12 protein-coding genes are annotated in these 15,560 nt (G+C 61.4%); 7 read left to right on the plus strand and 5 right to left on the minus strand.

Annotation, left to right across the window (positions count from 1 at the left end; all coding sequences use genetic code 11):
- Positions 1-17: 17 nt before the first annotated feature.
- The 4 genes from B5G42_RS02500 to B5G42_RS02515 are packed head-to-tail and all read right to left on the minus strand — an operon-like array spanning position 18 to position 3,167.
- Positions 18-275: a hypothetical protein gene (locus B5G42_RS02500; RefSeq protein ID WP_087266329.1), complete on the minus strand. Its 258-nt coding sequence runs from the start codon at positions 273-275 to the stop codon at positions 18-20.
- Between the two features lie 3 nt (positions 276-278).
- A complete protein-coding gene (gene guaB, locus B5G42_RS02505; protein WP_087187407.1) occupies positions 279-1,754 on the minus strand; it encodes an IMP dehydrogenase in 1,476 nt (491 codons plus the stop codon).
- Between the two features lie 39 nt (positions 1,755-1,793).
- Positions 1,794-2,546 (minus strand): acyl-[acyl-carrier-protein] thioesterase, encoded by a 753-nt coding sequence (locus B5G42_RS02510; protein WP_087266331.1) that lies wholly within the window; start codon positions 2,544-2,546, stop codon positions 1,794-1,796.
- Between the two features lie 3 nt (positions 2,547-2,549).
- A complete protein-coding gene (locus tag B5G42_RS02515) occupies positions 2,550-3,167 on the minus strand; it encodes a hypothetical protein (protein WP_087266333.1) in 618 nt (205 codons plus the stop codon).
- 192 nt (positions 3,168-3,359) lie between these two features.
- Between B5G42_RS02515 and spoVAD the strand changes: the two genes are divergently transcribed.
- The 7 genes from spoVAD to B5G42_RS02550 all read left to right on the plus strand — a co-directional run bounded on the left by spoVAD (position 3,360) and on the right by B5G42_RS02550 (position 14,737).
- Positions 3,360-4,373 (plus strand): stage V sporulation protein AD, encoded by a 1,014-nt coding sequence (spoVAD, locus tag B5G42_RS02520; RefSeq protein ID WP_087266335.1) that lies wholly within the window; start codon positions 3,360-3,362, stop codon positions 4,371-4,373.
- Between the two features lie 9 nt (positions 4,374-4,382).
- A complete protein-coding gene (gene spoVAE / locus B5G42_RS02525; RefSeq protein WP_087266337.1) occupies positions 4,383-4,751 on the plus strand; it encodes a stage V sporulation protein AE in 369 nt (122 codons plus the stop codon).
- 115 nt (positions 4,752-4,866) lie between these two features.
- Positions 4,867-6,477 (plus strand): CTP synthase, encoded by a 1,611-nt coding sequence (locus B5G42_RS02530; protein ID WP_087266339.1) that lies wholly within the window; start codon positions 4,867-4,869, stop codon positions 6,475-6,477.
- A 237-nt stretch (positions 6,478-6,714) separates the two neighbouring features.
- Positions 6,715-8,046 (plus strand): type I glutamate--ammonia ligase, encoded by a 1,332-nt coding sequence (glnA, locus tag B5G42_RS02535; RefSeq protein WP_087187412.1) that lies wholly within the window; start codon positions 6,715-6,717, stop codon positions 8,044-8,046.
- A 41-nt stretch (positions 8,047-8,087) separates the two neighbouring features.
- Entirely contained in the window at positions 8,088-8,624 is a 537-nt protein-coding gene (locus tag B5G42_RS02540) for an ANTAR domain-containing response regulator (RefSeq protein WP_087187413.1), read from the plus strand.
- A gap of 114 nt (positions 8,625-8,738) precedes the next feature.
- Complete coding sequence (gene gltB / locus B5G42_RS02545; RefSeq protein WP_087266340.1) at positions 8,739-13,277, plus strand: glutamate synthase large subunit; 4,539 nt, start codon at positions 8,739-8,741, stop codon at positions 13,275-13,277.
- Between the two features lie 2 nt (positions 13,278-13,279).
- A complete protein-coding gene (locus B5G42_RS02550) occupies positions 13,280-14,737 on the plus strand; it encodes a glutamate synthase subunit beta (RefSeq protein ID WP_087266342.1) in 1,458 nt (485 codons plus the stop codon).
- 39 nt (positions 14,738-14,776) lie between these two features.
- On the opposite strand, the gene B5G42_RS02555 is transcribed toward B5G42_RS02550, so the two are convergent.
- Positions 14,777-15,526 (minus strand): PAQR family membrane homeostasis protein TrhA, encoded by a 750-nt coding sequence (locus tag B5G42_RS02555; protein WP_087266344.1) that lies wholly within the window; start codon positions 15,524-15,526, stop codon positions 14,777-14,779.
- Positions 15,527-15,560 lie beyond the last annotated feature (34 nt).

Below are 15,560 nucleotides of genomic sequence, written 5' to 3' on the forward strand. Positions count from 1 at the left end.
GTCCCCTTTTTGGTACTTTACCGAACGCCGTAAGTCTCCCACAGCGCCAGGGTATTCTGATTCATGAGCTTTTCCCCAAACAGCTCCCGGAACTGAGCCGTCTTTTGCTTCCCCTGGGCCTTCAATGCCTCCATTTTGGCGGCAATCTCGCTCTGGCGGGCGATCAGGCGCTCATAGGCATTTTCAAAGGCGGCCAGACGGGCAGCGGCAGCTTCGTTCTGCTCCGACGGGATGCTCCAGCGACCGGAAGAATCCTTTTCGGTGATACGCTCCATACCTTACTGGGGATTGACGGTATAGTTGGGAGCTTCCTTGGTGATATAGATATCGTGGGGATGGGACTCCTTCAGACCGGCAGCGGTGATCTGCATGAACTGAGCCTTGGTGTGCAGCTCCTCAATGTTGTGGCAGCCGGTGTAGCCCATACCGGCCCGCAGGCCGCCGGTGAGCTGGTAGATGGTGTCGCCGGTCAGTCCCTTGTAGGGTACGCGGCCTTCCACGCCTTCGGGCACCAGCTTCTTGTTGTTCTGCTGGAAGTAACGGTCCTTGGAGCCGCAAGCCATGGCGCCCAGAGAGCCCATGCCGCGGTAGACCTTGAACTGACGGCCCTGATAGACCTCGGTGTCCCCGGGGGACTCCTCACAGCCGGCCAGCAGGGAGCCCAGCATGACCACGTTGGCGCCGGCGGCCAGAGCCTTGGCGATATCGCCGGAGTACTTCACGCCGCCGTCAGCGATGATGGGAATGTCGTACTCAGCGGCCACACGGGCGGCATCATAGACAGCGGTGATCTGGGGCACGCCGATACCGGCCACCACGCGGGTGGTACAGATGGAGCCGGGGCCAATACCGATCTTCACGCAGTCGGCACCCGCCTCAATGAGAGCGCGGGTACCCTCGGCGGTAGCCACGTTGCCGGCGATGAGCTGCACGTCGGGGTAGACGGCCTTGATGCGGCGGACACAGTCCAGAATATTGTGGGAGTGGCCGTGGGCGGAATCCAGGCACAGTACATCGGCGCCGGCATCCACCAGAGCGCGCACACGATCCAGCACGTCGGAGGTGACGCCGATGGCGGCGCCCACCAGCAGGCGGCCCTTGTCGTCGCGGGCGGAGTTGGGATACACGGTGGCCTTCTCAATGTCCTTGATGGTGATGAGGCCCTTCAGGCGGTACTCGTCGTCCACGATGGGCAGCTTCTCAATCTTGTGCTTGCGGAGGATTTCCTTGGCCTCCTCCAGGGTGACGCCCTCCTTGGCGGTGACCAGGTTGTCCTTGGTCATGACGTTGTCCACCAGCTGGCTCATGTCGGTCTCAAACTTCATGTCCCGGTTGGTGATGATACCGATGAGCTTGCCGTCCTTACAGATGGGCACGCCGGAGATCCGGTACTTGGCCATCAGGGCGTCGGCCTCGGCCAGCGTATGGCCGGGAGCCAGCCAGAAGGGGTTGGTGATAACGCCGTTCTCACTGCGCTTGACCATGTCCACCTGCTCAGCCTGAGCGCCGATGGACATATTCTTGTGGATGATGCCGATGCCGCCTTCACGGGCAATGGCGATGGCCATGCGGTACTCGGTCACCGTGTCCATGGCAGCGCTCATCAGGGGCACATTCAGTTTGATTTTGCGGGTGAGTCTGGTGTGCAGGTCGATGTCCGCAGGCAGAACGTCGCTCTCCGCGGGGATGAGCAGCACGTCGTCAAAGGTAAGGCCCTGCTTCAGAAACTTCTGGTGCTCGTCAGTGTTGACCATAGTGCATCTCCTTTTTCTTTTTATAAAATTTTACCTATTCTACTTGATTGCAGACGCTCTGTCAAGTGGCGTCAGGGTAACCGCACCTTCAAAACGGCTTTTTCCAGCCGTATCAGCGCCCCGGACATATCGCAGGCCATCCTGCTCCCCGGTAAAGAGGGTGATGGTCTCACCCGCCATACACTCCGCCAGATAGTCCACCTGGAGGGCAGAGACGTAAAAATCCTGCCCCAGCTGATCCATTCGGATGGCATCGCAGATGAAGTCGGCATAGCGAACATTGTTCACATGCCCGTTGATGTCGGTATCGCTGTAGTGCATAGCCCGATGATCCGCCGCCGCCATCTCCTGGGGCAGCTTGAACCGGGAGAGGGTCTTGTCCTTGCAGAGCACACCGCCATCGGTACCCTGGAACTCCTCAATCTTGCTCATACGGGCCAGGCGGTGGGTATCCGCATCAGCCAGCACCCACACGGAGACCGCCTCACCTACCGTCTTGCCGTCCACAAACAGGTCGAAATCCCGGTAGCTGGAGGCTCCGCTGCCTCCCCGGTGCCAGGTACGGATGTTGAGGGTCTCATTCCACTTCAGGGGCCGGTCCAGCCGGTACCACATCCGGGCCAGCATCCAGAACAAATTGTACTTTTCCATCATTTCCGGCCGGGAGGCATGGAGCTCACAGGCCGCGGCCACCGCCGCCTCCTGCAAAATACCCATCAGGCCGGAGGGCTTACAGTGGTTCCAGGGGTCTACATCCCGGGAATCAATGGGGTAGCCGCCCTCAAAATACACCGCTTACCCCTCCTTTTTACCACGGATGACCAGCTTTGTTTTGCAGCAGATGTCGTCAATGTCATTGTCGGTAGCCGCCGGGATACGCATGGCAGCTCCGCAGTCGGCACAGAAGAGATCAATGGAGCTGTAGTTGACCTGGAGCTTCCAGCGGTGGGACCCGCAGGTGCAGGAAATACCGTCCCGCTGGGCAATCTCCTTCAGCTCGGAGAGCACCTCGTGCATCACCAGCTCGTCCAAAAAGGCGCCTTTCTCCTCCCCTTCCGCCCGCTCCAGCTTATCGGCGGCGGCCTCCAGCCGCTGGAGGGCAGCAAATACCGGACCTTCTTCACCCACATAGCAGCAGTCCAGGCCGGACTGGGCGCAGGAAAAGGCCAGCACCTTCTGGTGTAAGAACGCCTGGGTGGAGCAGGTCACGGTGTGGTCCCGGCCGCAGGAGAGGCAGGGCACCGTCAATCTCACCCGATCCCCCATCATCTCCACCCGAAGGGCAGACTTGCCGCAGGGACAGGGCAGTTCATTGGCGGACGCCGCCAGTTGAAACACCGTACGCTCCACCGCTACACTCTGGTGGCAGGAAGGGCACAGATAGGCCAGGGTACGTTTGGATTGTTCTTCCATAGCGGACCTCCCGTTCGGCCCGTAAGGCCGGTTGTGCCGGTGACCCGGCAATATATATGTTACATTATAACGCAAACAGGACGGATTGACCAGCCAGTCCGCCTACAAAATCCAGAGTCATATTTTGCGTACTTTTCGTTCAAAATAGTATTTGTCAGGCGGACAGCCGCCCAAGCAAACAGAGGTGAGGATATGGCAAACAAAAAACTGGGCCGGCAGACCGTGGCCCTGCAGGACCCGCCTTCGGTCATCGGCAGCGCAGCCGTGGTGGGCAAAAAAGAAGGGGAAGGTCCTCTGGCCGCCACCTTCGATCACATCAGCCAGGACGATTCCTTTGGAGAACGGAGCTGGGAAAAGGCGGAGAGCGCCATGCAGAAGCTGGCTCTGGCCGCCGCCCTCAGCAAGGCCGGCCTCAGTGTATCCGGTCTGGACTACCTGCTGGCGGGAGATCTGCTCAACCAGTGTATCGGCTCCGGCTTTGCCGTCCGGGGACAGGATGTGCCCTTCTTGGGGCTGTACGGGGCCTGCTCCACCATGGCGGAGAGTCTGTCCCTGGCCTCCATGCTGCTGGACGGGGGATACGGCACAAAGATCGCGGCCATGACCTCCTCCCACTTCTGCTCCGCCGAGCGGCAGTACCGCACCCCCCTGGAATATGGGGGCCAGCGCACTCCTACCGCCCAGTGGACGGTGACCGGGTCGGGCTGCGTCATTCTGGCCGACCAGGGGCCGGGACCCTATATCACCCACGTTACCACCGGCAAGGTTGTGGACAAGGGCATCAAGGACGCCGCCAATATGGGAGCCGCTATGGCGCCCGCCGCCTACTCCACGCTCTCAGCCCATTTTCAGGACACAGGCCGCAAACCCTCCGACTACGATCTGATCGTCACCGGCGATTTGGGTCAGCTGGGCCGGGACATTGTGGCCGACTGGTTCCACCGGGACGGCATGGACCTGAAAAACTTCAATGACTGCGGTACTCTGATCTACGATCTGGAGGGGCAGGACGTCCACTGCGGTGGCTCCGGCTGCGGCTGCTCGGCAGTGGTGCTGGCCGGGATGCTCCTTAACGGTATGGCAGGAGGCCGCTGGAAACGTATCCTGTTCTGCGGCACCGGCGCTCTCCTCTCCCCCACCTCCTCCCAGCAGGGGGAGAGTATCCCCGCCATCTGCCATGCGGTGGCGCTGGACATCAGAAAGTGAGGTATATCCATGGAGATTTTCTGGACCTATGCCCGGGTCTTTCTCTGCGGCGGGACCCTCTGCCTCATCGGGCAGATTCTCATTGACAAGACCTCCCTCACCCCCGCCCGCATTCTGGTCTTCTATGTGGTGGCCGGGGTGATCCTGGGGGGCCTGGGAATCTACCCCTGGCTGGTGGAGTGGGGCGGAGCAGGAGCCACCGTGCCCCTCACCGGCTTCGGCTATCTGCTGTCCAAGGGTGTGGCGGAGGCAGTGGCTGAAAAGGGAGCCCTGGGCATTCTGACCGGCGGCATTACTGCCGCGGCAGGCGGGATCACCGCTGCGGTGCTTTTCGGCCTGCTAGGGGCGCTGCTTTTCAAATCCCGCCCAAAATCTTGACAAACCGTCCCTGTGGTGGTAAAGTATCCGCCGTGAACGAGGGCGTTCCATGAAATGAGGCCGTACTGCCTCCTTTGATGGACGCCCTCGCTTTTTATTGTCAGGAGGGGATTGGATGACAAAGTATATTTTTGTGACCGGCGGCGTGGTTTCTGGTTTAGGCAAGGGCATTACGGCCGCTTCCCTGGGCCGGCTGCTGAAGGCCCGGGGGCTGAAGGTAGCCGCTCAGAAACTGGACCCGTATATCAACGTGGACCCGGGCACCATGAGCCCCTATCAGCACGGCGAGGTCTTTGTAACCGAGGATGGGGCGGAGACCGACCTGGATCTGGGCCACTATGAGCGCTTCATTGACGAGGATCTGAATCAGTTCTCCAACCTGACCACCGGCCGGGTCTATTCCAACGTGATTGCCAAGGAGCGCCGGGGAGAATATCTGGGCAAGACAGTTCAGGTCATCCCCCACATTACCGATGAGATCAAACGCTTTATCTACACGGTAGGCAGGAAAACAAATGCGGATGTGGTAATCACCGAGATCGGCGGCACCACCGGTGACATGGAGAGTCAGCCTTTTCTGGAGGCCATTCGCCAGGTAGGCCGGGAGGTTGGCCCTGGCAACGCCCTCTACATCCATGTGACTCTGGTTCCCTACCTGAAGGCCTCTGGTGAGCATAAGTCCAAGCCCACCCAGCACTCGGTGAAGGAGCTGCAGGGCATGGGCATTTCTCCCGATCTTATCGTGCTGCGGTGCGACGAGCCCATCACCGACCGCAGTATTTTTGAAAAAATCGCCGGGTTCTGCAACGTAAAACCGGACTGCGTCATCGAAAACGTCACCCTTCCCACCCTCTATGAGGCTCCCCTGATGCTGGAAGCCGCCGGTTTTTCCTCCGTGGTGTGTCGGGAGCTGGGACTGGAGGCCCCCGCACCCGACCTGGCCGAGTGGACCGCCCTGGTGGAACAGATCAAAGGTCTGCGCTCCACTGTCACCATTGGTCTGGTGGGCAAATATGTGCAGCTTCATGACGCCTATCTGTCTGTCGCCGAGGCGCTCCGCCACGCCGGTTATCCCCTGGGAGCCAAGATCGACATTCGTTGGATCGACTCGGAGACCGTCACCGAAGAGAACTACACCCAGGTACTGGCGGATCTGGACGGCATTCTGGTGCCTGGCGGCTTCGGTTCCCGGGGCATCGAGGGCATGATCCTGGCCGCCCGGTATGCCCGGGAACACCAGGTTCCCTATCTGGGTATCTGTCTGGGAATGCAGGTGGCGGTCATCGAGTTTGCCCGCCATGGGGCCGGGCTTGCAGACGCCCACTCCGGTGAGTTTGAACCTCAGTGCCCCCACAAGGTCATTGACTTTATGCCCGGCCAGAGCGACGAGATTGACAAGGGCGGCACCCTGCGGCTGGGGGCCTATCCCTGCGCCGTCCAGCCCGGAACCACGCTGGACCACTGCTACGGTGCGCCCCTGATCCAGGAGCGGCACCGCCACCGCTATGAATTCAATAACCAATTCCGGGAGACGCTCACTGAGGCCGGACTGGTGCTCAGCGGCCTGTCCCCCGACGCCCGGCTGGTGGAAGCTGTGGAACTGCCCAGCAGCCCCTTTTATGTGGGCGTGCAGTACCATCCGGAGTTTAAGAGCCGCCCCAATCGTCCTCATCCCCTGTTCCACGGCTTCGTGGCCGCTGCCGCTCATTGCCATCGTCAGGCCTGATCTCCCGCTTATGCAAGTCTATATATCGCTAGTTGCATAAAATTTAGCTTGTCAAAGCATCCCGTTTACAGTTATCTTTCCTAAATTCATTTGTACCACCAATTTCCTATTGACAAAAACAGCTGTCCACACTATACTTACACCATCAGTTGAGAACGAAGGCGTTCCAACCCGGCCAGGGTGGGAGCGCCTTCTTCTTTTTCTTTCAATTTGAAAGAAGGAAAGGAGATACCTGCAATGTCGTACACCAAGGAAGACATCATCCGCATCGTCCACGAGGAGGATATCGAATTTATCCGCCTCCAGTTCACCGACATCTTTGGTCAGCTGAAGAATGTGGCCATCACCGCCTCCCAGATTGAGAAGGCGGTCAACAATCAAATCATGTTCGATGGTTCCTCCATCGAGGGTTTCGTCCGTATCGACGAGTCTGACCAGTATCTCTATCCTGATCTGAACTCCTTCGTGGTCTTTCCCTGGCGGCCCAGCCACGGCAAGGTGGCCCGTCTGATCTGCGACGTCCACAACCCCGACGGCACCCCCTTTGTGGGCGACCCCCGAGGCACCCTGAAGCGTGTCCTCCAGCGGGCGAAGGACATGGGCTACGATGCCTTTAACGTAGGCCCCGAGGCCGAGTTCTTCCTGTTCCAGACCGACGACGAGGGCCGTCCCACCACCAAGACCAACGACGAGGCGGGCTACTTCGACCTGGGCCCCCTGGACCACGGCGAGGGCACCCGCCGGGAGATCTGTATGGCCTTGGAGCAGATGGGCTTCGAGATCGAGGCCAGCCACCACGAAGTGGCCGCAGGTCAGCACGAGATCGACTTCAAGTACGAGGAAGCCCTTCACGCTGCCGACAACATTATGACCTTCAAGCTGGCGGTCAAGACCCTGGCCCAGAAGAACGGCCTTCACGCCACCTTTATGCCAAAGCCCATCTTCGGCATAAACGGCTCGGGAATGCACACCAATATGTCCCTGTTCCGGGGCGGCAAGAACGCATTCTACGATCCCAGTGACGAGCGGGGCCTGTCCAAGGAAGCCTACTCCTTCATCGCCGGTCTGCTGGCCCATGTGAAGGGCATGGCCGCCGTGACCAACCCTCTGGTCAACTCCTACAAGCGTCTGGTGCCCGGCTACGAGGCCCCCTGCTACCTGGCCTGGTCCGCCTCCAACCGCTCCGCCCTCATCCGTATCCCCGCCTCCCGCGGCCAGTCCACCCGTGTGGAGCTCCGCTCCCCCGACCCGGCCTGCAACCCCTACCTGGAGCTGGCCGTCTGTCTGGCCGCCGGTCTGGACGGCATCGAGAAGGGCATGGTTCCCCCGGCGGAGGTCACCGAGAACATCTTTGTGATGGATCAGGCCACCCGCGAGGCCCACGGCATCGACTCCCTGCCCGGCTCCCTGGAGGAGGCCATCCAGGCTATGAAGGCCGACTCCCTCATTATGGACACTCTGGGCGAGCACATTACCAGCAACTATCTGGCCGGCAAGGAAGCCGAATGGGATGAGTACCGCACCCGTGTATCCTCCTGGGAGCGGGAGAAGTACATCATCAACTATTGATTTCTCAGCAACACCCTCCTCACAGTTGGGAGTGATGATCCATGGAACAGGTGATCGTTGCCTTTGAAAATACCAAAAGCGCAAGCCGCATCAAGGAGATCCTGGAGACCTCAGGCACGGCCTCCTGTATTCTCTGCAAGACTGCCGACCAGGTCCGCCGCACGGCAAATAAACTCCACATCACCGCAGTGATCTGCGGCTTCAAGCTGGCCGACCAGAGCGTGGAGGCTCTGGCAGGCGATCTGCCCTCCTCCTGTGCCGTCCTGGTTCTGGCCTCCCAGAACCTGCTGGACCTGCTGCAGAACGACGATCTCTTCCAGCTGCCCGCCCCGGTATCCAAAGGGGACCTGACCGCATCGGTGCGGATGCTTCTCCAGATGGGGCGGCGGCTGGAGCGGGCCCTGCGGCCCCGCCGCTCCCCGGAGGAGCTGGAAGTCATTCAGCAGGCCAAAGCCCTGCTGATGGACCGCAACGGCATGACAGAGGAGCAGGCCCACCGCTTTTTACAGAAGTCCAGTATGGACAACGGTACAAAATTGCTCCAGACCGCCCAAATGGTACTGGACAGCGCAGAATAGGGCAAACTAAACAGGACGAGACAATGCAGTCTCACGGCGGCAGTCGGGGACGTACTGCCGCCGTTTTTTACTACCGTCCCACTGCCCAAACTCACCCGGAAAGGGGAATGAACCATGAAAACAGAAGGCTATCCGCCCCGGGGACTCTATCATCCCGCCTTTGAACACGACAGCTGCGGTATCGGGGCCGTGGTGGACATCCAGGGCAAACCCAGCCACCAGACAGTGGACGACGCACTGAAAATTGTGGAGAAGCTGGAACACCGTGCTGGCAAGGACGCCGAAGGCAAGACCGGCGACGGCGTGGGCATTTTGGTCCAGATCTCCCACCGCTTTTTCTCCAAGGCTGCCCAGGCAGCGGGCATCCAGCTGCCCGGTCCCCGGGATTACGGCGTTGGTATGTTTTTCTTCCCCCAGGATACCCTGAAGCGGGGGCAGGCCAGAAAGATGTTCGAGGTCATCGCCGAGAAGGAGGGCCTCACCTTCCTGGGCTGGCGGGACGTACCGGTGTGCCCCGAAATCCTGGGGCAGAGGGCCCGGGACAAGATGCCAGTCATCCAGCAGGCCTTTGTGGCCCGCCCGGCAGACACGGAGCAGGGCCTGCCTTTCGACCGGAAGCTCTATATCGCCCGCCGGGTGTTTGAGCAGTCCAACGACAACACCTATGTACCCTCCCTGTCCAGCCGCACCATTGTTTATAAAGGAATGTTCCTGGTGGACCAGCTGCGGAAGTTCTATCCCGACCTGCAGAGCAAGGACTACCAGTCCGCCATTGCCCTGGTTCACTCCCGATTCTCCACCAACACCAATCCATCCTGGGAGCGGGCCCACCCCAACCGGCTCATGGCCCACAACGGCGAAATCAACACCATTCGCGGCAACGTGGACCGGATGCTGGCCCGGGAGGAGACTATGTCCTCTCCCCTGCTGGATGATCAGATGGACAAGGTGCTGCCGGTGGTCAATGTAAACGGCTCCGACTCCGCCATGCTGGACAACACCCTGGAGTTCCTCATGATGGCGGGCATGGACCTGCCTCTGGCCGTTATGGCCTGTATCCCGGAGCCTTGGATGGAGGACAAGGCCATCTCCCGGTCCAAGCGGGATCTGTACCAATATTACGCCACCCTGATGGAGCCCTGGGATGGCCCGGCTTCCATCCTCTTCTCCGACGGCGACGTGGTAGGGGCGGTGCTGGACCGCAACGGCCTGCGGCCTTCCCGGTATTATGTCACCCGGGACGGGCGGCTCATCCTCTCCTCCGAGGTGGGCGTACTGGATATCCCGGCGGAGCAGATCGTGGAGAAATCCCGGCTCCAGCCCGGACGGATGCTGCTGGTGGACACCACCCAGGGCCGCATCATCGGCGACGACGAGCTGAAGGAATCCTATGCCGCCCGGCAGCCCTACGGCGAGTGGCTGGACCGCAACCTGCTTCATTTAAAGGATCTGCCCATTCCCAACCGCCGAGTAGAGCGCCACACCAGAGAGGGGCTTCACCGCCTCCAGAAGGCCTTTGGCTACACCTATGAGGATGTGCGCAACACCATCCTCCCCATGGCCCGCACCGGTGCCGAGCCTACTGCCGCCATGGGCACCGACATTCCTCTGGCCGTGCTGGACCACAAGGATCAGCCCCTGTTCAGCTACTTCAAGCAGCTCTTTGCCCAGGTGACCAACCCGCCTATCGATGCCATTCGTGAGGAGATCGTCACCGACACCACTGTCTATGTGGGCGACGACGGCAATCTGCTCTCTGAAACGGCGGATAACTGCCGGGTACTTCAGATCCACAACCCCATCCTCACCTCCACCGATATGATGAAAATCAAGGCCATGAACCAGCCCGGCTTCCAGGTGGAAACGGTGTCCATTCTCTACTATAAGAACACCCCCTTGGACCGGGCCCTGGACCATCTGGCGCTGGCAGTGGACCGCGCCTGGCGAAAGGGCGCCAACATCCTTATTCTCTCCGACCGGGGTGTGGATGAGAACCATGTGGCCATCCCCTCCCTGCTGGCAGTATCCGCCATGGAGCAGCACCTGATCCGCACCAAGAAGCGCACCGCCGTCTCCATCCTGCTGGAATCCGCCGAGCCCCGGGATGTCCACCACTTCGCCACCCTGCTGGGTTACGGCGCCCGTGCCATCAACCCCTACCTGGCTGAGGAAACCATCGTGGAGCTCATCGAGGAGGGTCTGCTGGACAAGGACTACCACACCGCCGTGGCCGACTACAACGCCGCCATTCTCCACGGCATCGTAAAGATCGCCTCCAAGATGGGCATTTCCACCCTCCAGTCCTATCAGTCCGCCCAGATCTTTGAGGCCATCGGCATCAACAAGACGGTCATTGACAAATACTTCACCAATACCGTCTCCCGGGTGGGCGGTATCGGTCTGACCGAGATCGCCGCCATGGTGGACCGCAACCACTCCAAGGCCTATGACCCGCTGGGGCTGGGAGCCGATCCTACCCTGGACTCTCTGGGCGCCCACAAGGCCCGCTCCGGCGGTGAGGACCATATGTACAATCCCCAGACCATCCACCTGCTCCAGCAGGCCACCCGTCGGGGAGACTACGATCTGTTCAAGCAATACACCGCCCAGGTGGACGACGAAACCAGTCCCCACACCCTCCGCGGCCTGCTGGACATGAAGTACGTCGACACTCCCCTGCCTCTGGACCAGGTGGAGAGCGTGGACTCCATCGTCAAGCGCTTCAAGACCGGCGCCATGAGCTACGGCTCCATCTCCCGGGAGGCCCACGAGTGTCTGGCCCAGGCCATGAATCTGCTGGGGGGCAAATCCAACTCCGGCGAGGGCGGCGAGGAGCCCGACCGGCTGAAAGATCCCGCCCGCAACTCCGCCATCAAGCAGGTGGCTTCCGGCCGATTCGGCGTCACCAGTGAATATCTGGTGTCCGCCAAGGAGATCCAGATCAAGATGGCGCAGGGCGCCAAGCCCGGTGAGGGCGGCCATCTGCCCGCCGGGAAGGTATATCCCTGGATCGCCCGCTGCCGCCACTCCACCCCCGGCGTCACCCTGATTTCTCCCCCGCCCCACCACGACATCTACTCCATTGAGGACCTGGCCCAGCTGATCTACGACCTGAAGTGCGCCAACCGTCAGGCCCGCATCTCGGTGAAGCTGGTCAGCGAGGCAGGCGTGGGCACCATCGCCGCTGGCGTGGCCAAGGCCGGCGCTCAGGTGGTACTGGTGTCCGGCTATGACGGCGGCACCGGCGCCGCCCCCCGCACCTCCATTCACAACGCCGGCCTGCCCTGGGAGCTGGGCCTGGCGGAAACCCATCAGACCCTGATCCAGAACGGACTGCGGTCCCGGGTGGTGGTGGAGACCGACGGCAAGCTGATGAGCGGCCGGGATGTGGCCATTGCCTGTATGCTGGGCGCCGAGGAGTTTGGCTTTGCCACCGCTCCCCTGGTGACCATGGGCTGCGTCATGATGCGGGTGTGCAATCTGGACACCTGCCCTGTAGGCGTTGCCACCCAAAACCCGGAGCTGCGTAAGCGCTTTGCCGGCAAGCCGGAATATGTGGTCAACTTTATGCGCTTCATCGCCCAGGAACTGCGGGAGCATATGGCCAAGCTTGGTGTGCGCACTGTGGAGGAGCTGGTGGGCCGCACCGACCTTCTGGCCGTCCGCACCCCGGCAGTCAATGACCGGGCCGCCACGGTGGACCTGTCCGCCATTCTGGACAACCCCTATGTAGGCGCGGAAAAGGCCCACTTCGATCCCGCCGACGTCTACGACTTCCATCTGGAGGACACCGTGGACCTGAAGGTGCTGGAGCGCAAGCTGGGCAGCGCACTGGCCCAGGGTGCTCCCAAGCGTCTGGAAGTGGCGGTCTCCTCCACCGACCGGGCGGTGGGCACCATTCTGGGCTCCGATATCACCCGTCTCCACGGCGACAACCTGCCCGGCGGCACCTTTACGGTCAAATGCACCGGCGGCGGCGGCCAGTCCTTCGGCGCTTTCCTGCCCAAGGGCCTGACTCTGGAGCTGGAGGGCGACGCCAACGACTACCTGGGCAAGGGCCTCTCCGGTGGCCGTCTGGTGGTCTATCCCCCCAAGGACAGCACCTTTGATCCCGCGAAAAACATCCTGGTAGGCAACGTAGCCCTCTACGGCGCCACCAGCGGCCAGGCCTACCTGAACGGCGTGGCGGGCGAGCGTTTCTGTGTCCGCAACTCGGGCGCCACCGCCGTGGTGGAGGGCGTGGGCGACCACGGCTGCGAGTATATGACCGGCGGCCGGGTGGTGGTCCTGGGCCCCACCGGCAAGAACTTTGCCGCCGGTATGAGCGGCGGCGTGGCCTATGTGCTGGATGAGCACCGGGACCTGTACCTGCGGCTCAACAAGGCTCTGGTATCCATGGAGCCGGTCACGGAGAAGCACGACGACGCCGAGCTGCGGGAGCTGATCCAGGCCCACGCCGACGCCACCGGCTCGGCCAAGGCAAGCTATATTTTGGCTCACTTTGAGGACTATCTGCCTCTGTTCAAGAAGATCCTGCCCCACGACTACGACCGGATGCTGCGCACCATCGCCCAGTATGAGGAGAAGGGCATGAGCCGGGAGGAGGCCCAGGTAGAGGCCTTCTATGTCAATACCCACCAGAAGGGGGAATAACCATGGGAAAACCCACAGGATTTATGGAATATCAGCGCAGGGGGAATCCCTCTGAGACCCCTCTGGAGCGCATCAAGCACTACAACGAGTTTCACCCCCGGCTGGGCCGGGACGACCGGCGGCGGCAGGGCGCCCGGTGCATGGAGTGCGGCGTACCCTTCTGTCAGTCGGGGGCGGTACTGAACGGCATGGTGTCCGGCTGTCCCCTCCACAACCTAATCCCCGAGTGGAACGACCTGGTGTACACCGGCAACTTTACCCACGCACTGGAGCGGCTTTTAAAGACCAATAACTTCCCTGAGTTTACCGGTCGGGTGTGCCCCGCCCTGTGCGAGGCAGCCTGCACCTGCGGTCTCCATGGAGACCCGGTTACCGTAAAGGATAATGAGCTGGGTATCATCGAGGACGCCTGGGACCGGGGCCTCATGTCCCCCCGTCCTCCCAAAGCCCGCACCGGCAAAAAGGTCGCGGTGGTTGGTTCTGGCCCTGCCGGTCTGGCCTGTGCCGACCAGCTCAACCATCGGGGCCACAGCGTTACCGTCTTTGAGCGGGAGGACCGGCCCGGCGGCCTCTTGATGTACGGTATTCCCAACATGAAGCTGGAAAAGCCGGTGGTCCAGCGGCGGCTGGACAAGATGGCCGCTGAGGGAATCACGTTCCGTACCGGCGTGGATGTGGGCAAGGACCTCAGCCCGGAGCAGCTGCGGCGGGACTTTGACGCAGTTGTGCTGTGCTGCGGCGCTGCCCAGCCCCGGGATCTGGCCGTTCCCGGCCGGGAGCTGGACGGGGTGTGGTTCGCGGTGGACTTTTTAAAGGAGACCACCCGTTCCCTGCTGACCCACGATCTGGCCGAGGGCACCTACCCCTCCGCCAAGGGCAAGCACGTTGTCATCGTGGGCGGCGGCGACACCGGCAACGACTGCGTTGGCACCTGCATCCGCCACGGCTGCGCCAGCGTGACCCAGCTGGAGATGATGCCCAAGGCCCCCGATCAACGGGCAGAAAATAACCCCTGGCCGGAGTGGCCAAGGGTGTGCAAGACCGATTACGGACAGGAGGAGGCCATCGCCCTCTTTGGCCACGATCCCCGGGTCTATGAGACCACTGTGGCCGAATTGATGGGCGACAAGGACGGCAAGCTGAAGGCAGTGAAAACCGTCAAGCTGGGTCCCGACCACCAGCCCATCCCTGGCACCGAGGCGGTACTGGACTGCGAGCTGCTCCTCATTGCCGCCGGATTCCTGGGACCCCAGGACTATGTACCCGAGCTTTTCGGACTGGAACGCACTCCCCGCTCCTGTGTCAAAACGGCGGAAGGCGGCTACGCCACCACCGTTCCCGGCGTCTTTGCCGCTGGCGATATGCGCCGTGGACAGTCTCTGGTGGTGTGGGCCATCCGGGAGGGCCGTGAGGCCGCCCGGGACGTAGATCAGTATTTGATGGGATACACCAATCTATAAAGAAAGCCCCCCGGCCAAGCCGGGGGGCTTTTGCTTGATTTACAGCGCGGCGATTACCTGATACATCAGCATGAAGTGGAACAGGGAGCCCGCCAGGATAAACACATGGAAGATCTCATGGCAGCCGAACTTGGGGTTATTGCGGCCAGGCCACTTGACGGCGTAGAGTACACCGCCGATGGTATAGAGCACACCGCCGCCCAGCACCCAAAACATTCCCGCCCCAGGCAGCACCTGCATCAGGGGCACCAAAGCAATGATGGCCAGCCAGCCCATGGCGATATAGATGCCGGAGGTGAGCCAGCGGGGGGCGGAGAGCCATACCAAGGTGAGCACCAGTCCCGCCAGAGCCAGCCCCCAGATCACGCCGAAGAGGCTCCAGCCCCAACCGCCCATCTCCCGCAGGGCTACCAGACACACAGGGGTGTAGCTGCCGGCGATGAGAAAATAGATGGAGGCGTGGTCATACTTCCGCAGGGCAATACGCCCGGCCACGCTGGTATTGATGCAGTGGTACAAGGTGCTGGCGGTATACAGGCCCACCATGCTGATCCCATAGATCAGGAAGGAGACCAGATGCCACACGCTCAGCTCCTCCAGCAGGCAGCGGGCCACCAACAGCACCGTGCCCACGGCGGCCAGCGCCGCGCCCATGCCGTGGGTAATGGCCGACCAGGGCCGCAGACCGTCATAGGGGTCCCGCTCTTGTTTTGCCTTCCGGACCGGACGAGCCTTGGGATGATAATAGAGGGCGGAAGGGTTGCCTCTTAAAATATTCTCCTGATTCATACCATACACCTGCCATTCTGTCAAAGCTGATAGG

The sequence above is a fragment of the Flavonifractor sp. An91 genome (assembly GCF_002159225.1).
GTDB classification, from domain to species: Bacteria; Bacillota; Clostridia; order Oscillospirales; family Oscillospiraceae; genus Flavonifractor; species Flavonifractor avicola.

Coding starts and splice junctions, on each gene's coding strand:
- B5G42_RS02500 (WP_087266329.1), bottom strand. CDS start 275: ATGGAGCGTATCACCGAAAAGGATTCTTCCGGTCGCTGGAGCATCCCG.
- guaB (WP_087187407.1), bottom strand. CDS start 1,754: ATGGTCAACACTGACGAGCACCAGAAGTTTCTGAAGCAGGGCCTTACC.
- B5G42_RS02515 (WP_087266333.1), bottom strand. CDS start 3,167: ATGGAAGAACAATCCAAACGTACCCTGGCCTATCTGTGCCCTTCCTGC.
- spoVAD (WP_087266335.1), top strand. CDS start 3,360: ATGGCAAACAAAAAACTGGGCCGGCAGACCGTGGCCCTGCAGGACCCG.
- spoVAE (WP_087266337.1), top strand. CDS start 4,383: ATGGAGATTTTCTGGACCTATGCCCGGGTCTTTCTCTGCGGCGGGACC.
- B5G42_RS02530 (WP_087266339.1), top strand. CDS start 4,867: ATGACAAAGTATATTTTTGTGACCGGCGGCGTGGTTTCTGGTTTAGGC.
- glnA (WP_087187412.1), top strand. CDS start 6,715: ATGTCGTACACCAAGGAAGACATCATCCGCATCGTCCACGAGGAGGAT.
- B5G42_RS02540 (WP_087187413.1), top strand. CDS start 8,088: ATGGAACAGGTGATCGTTGCCTTTGAAAATACCAAAAGCGCAAGCCGC.
- gltB (WP_087266340.1), top strand. CDS start 8,739: ATGAAAACAGAAGGCTATCCGCCCCGGGGACTCTATCATCCCGCCTTT.
- B5G42_RS02550 (WP_087266342.1), top strand. CDS start 13,280: ATGGGAAAACCCACAGGATTTATGGAATATCAGCGCAGGGGGAATCCC.
- B5G42_RS02555 (WP_087266344.1), bottom strand. CDS start 15,526: ATGAATCAGGAGAATATTTTAAGAGGCAACCCTTCCGCCCTCTATTAT.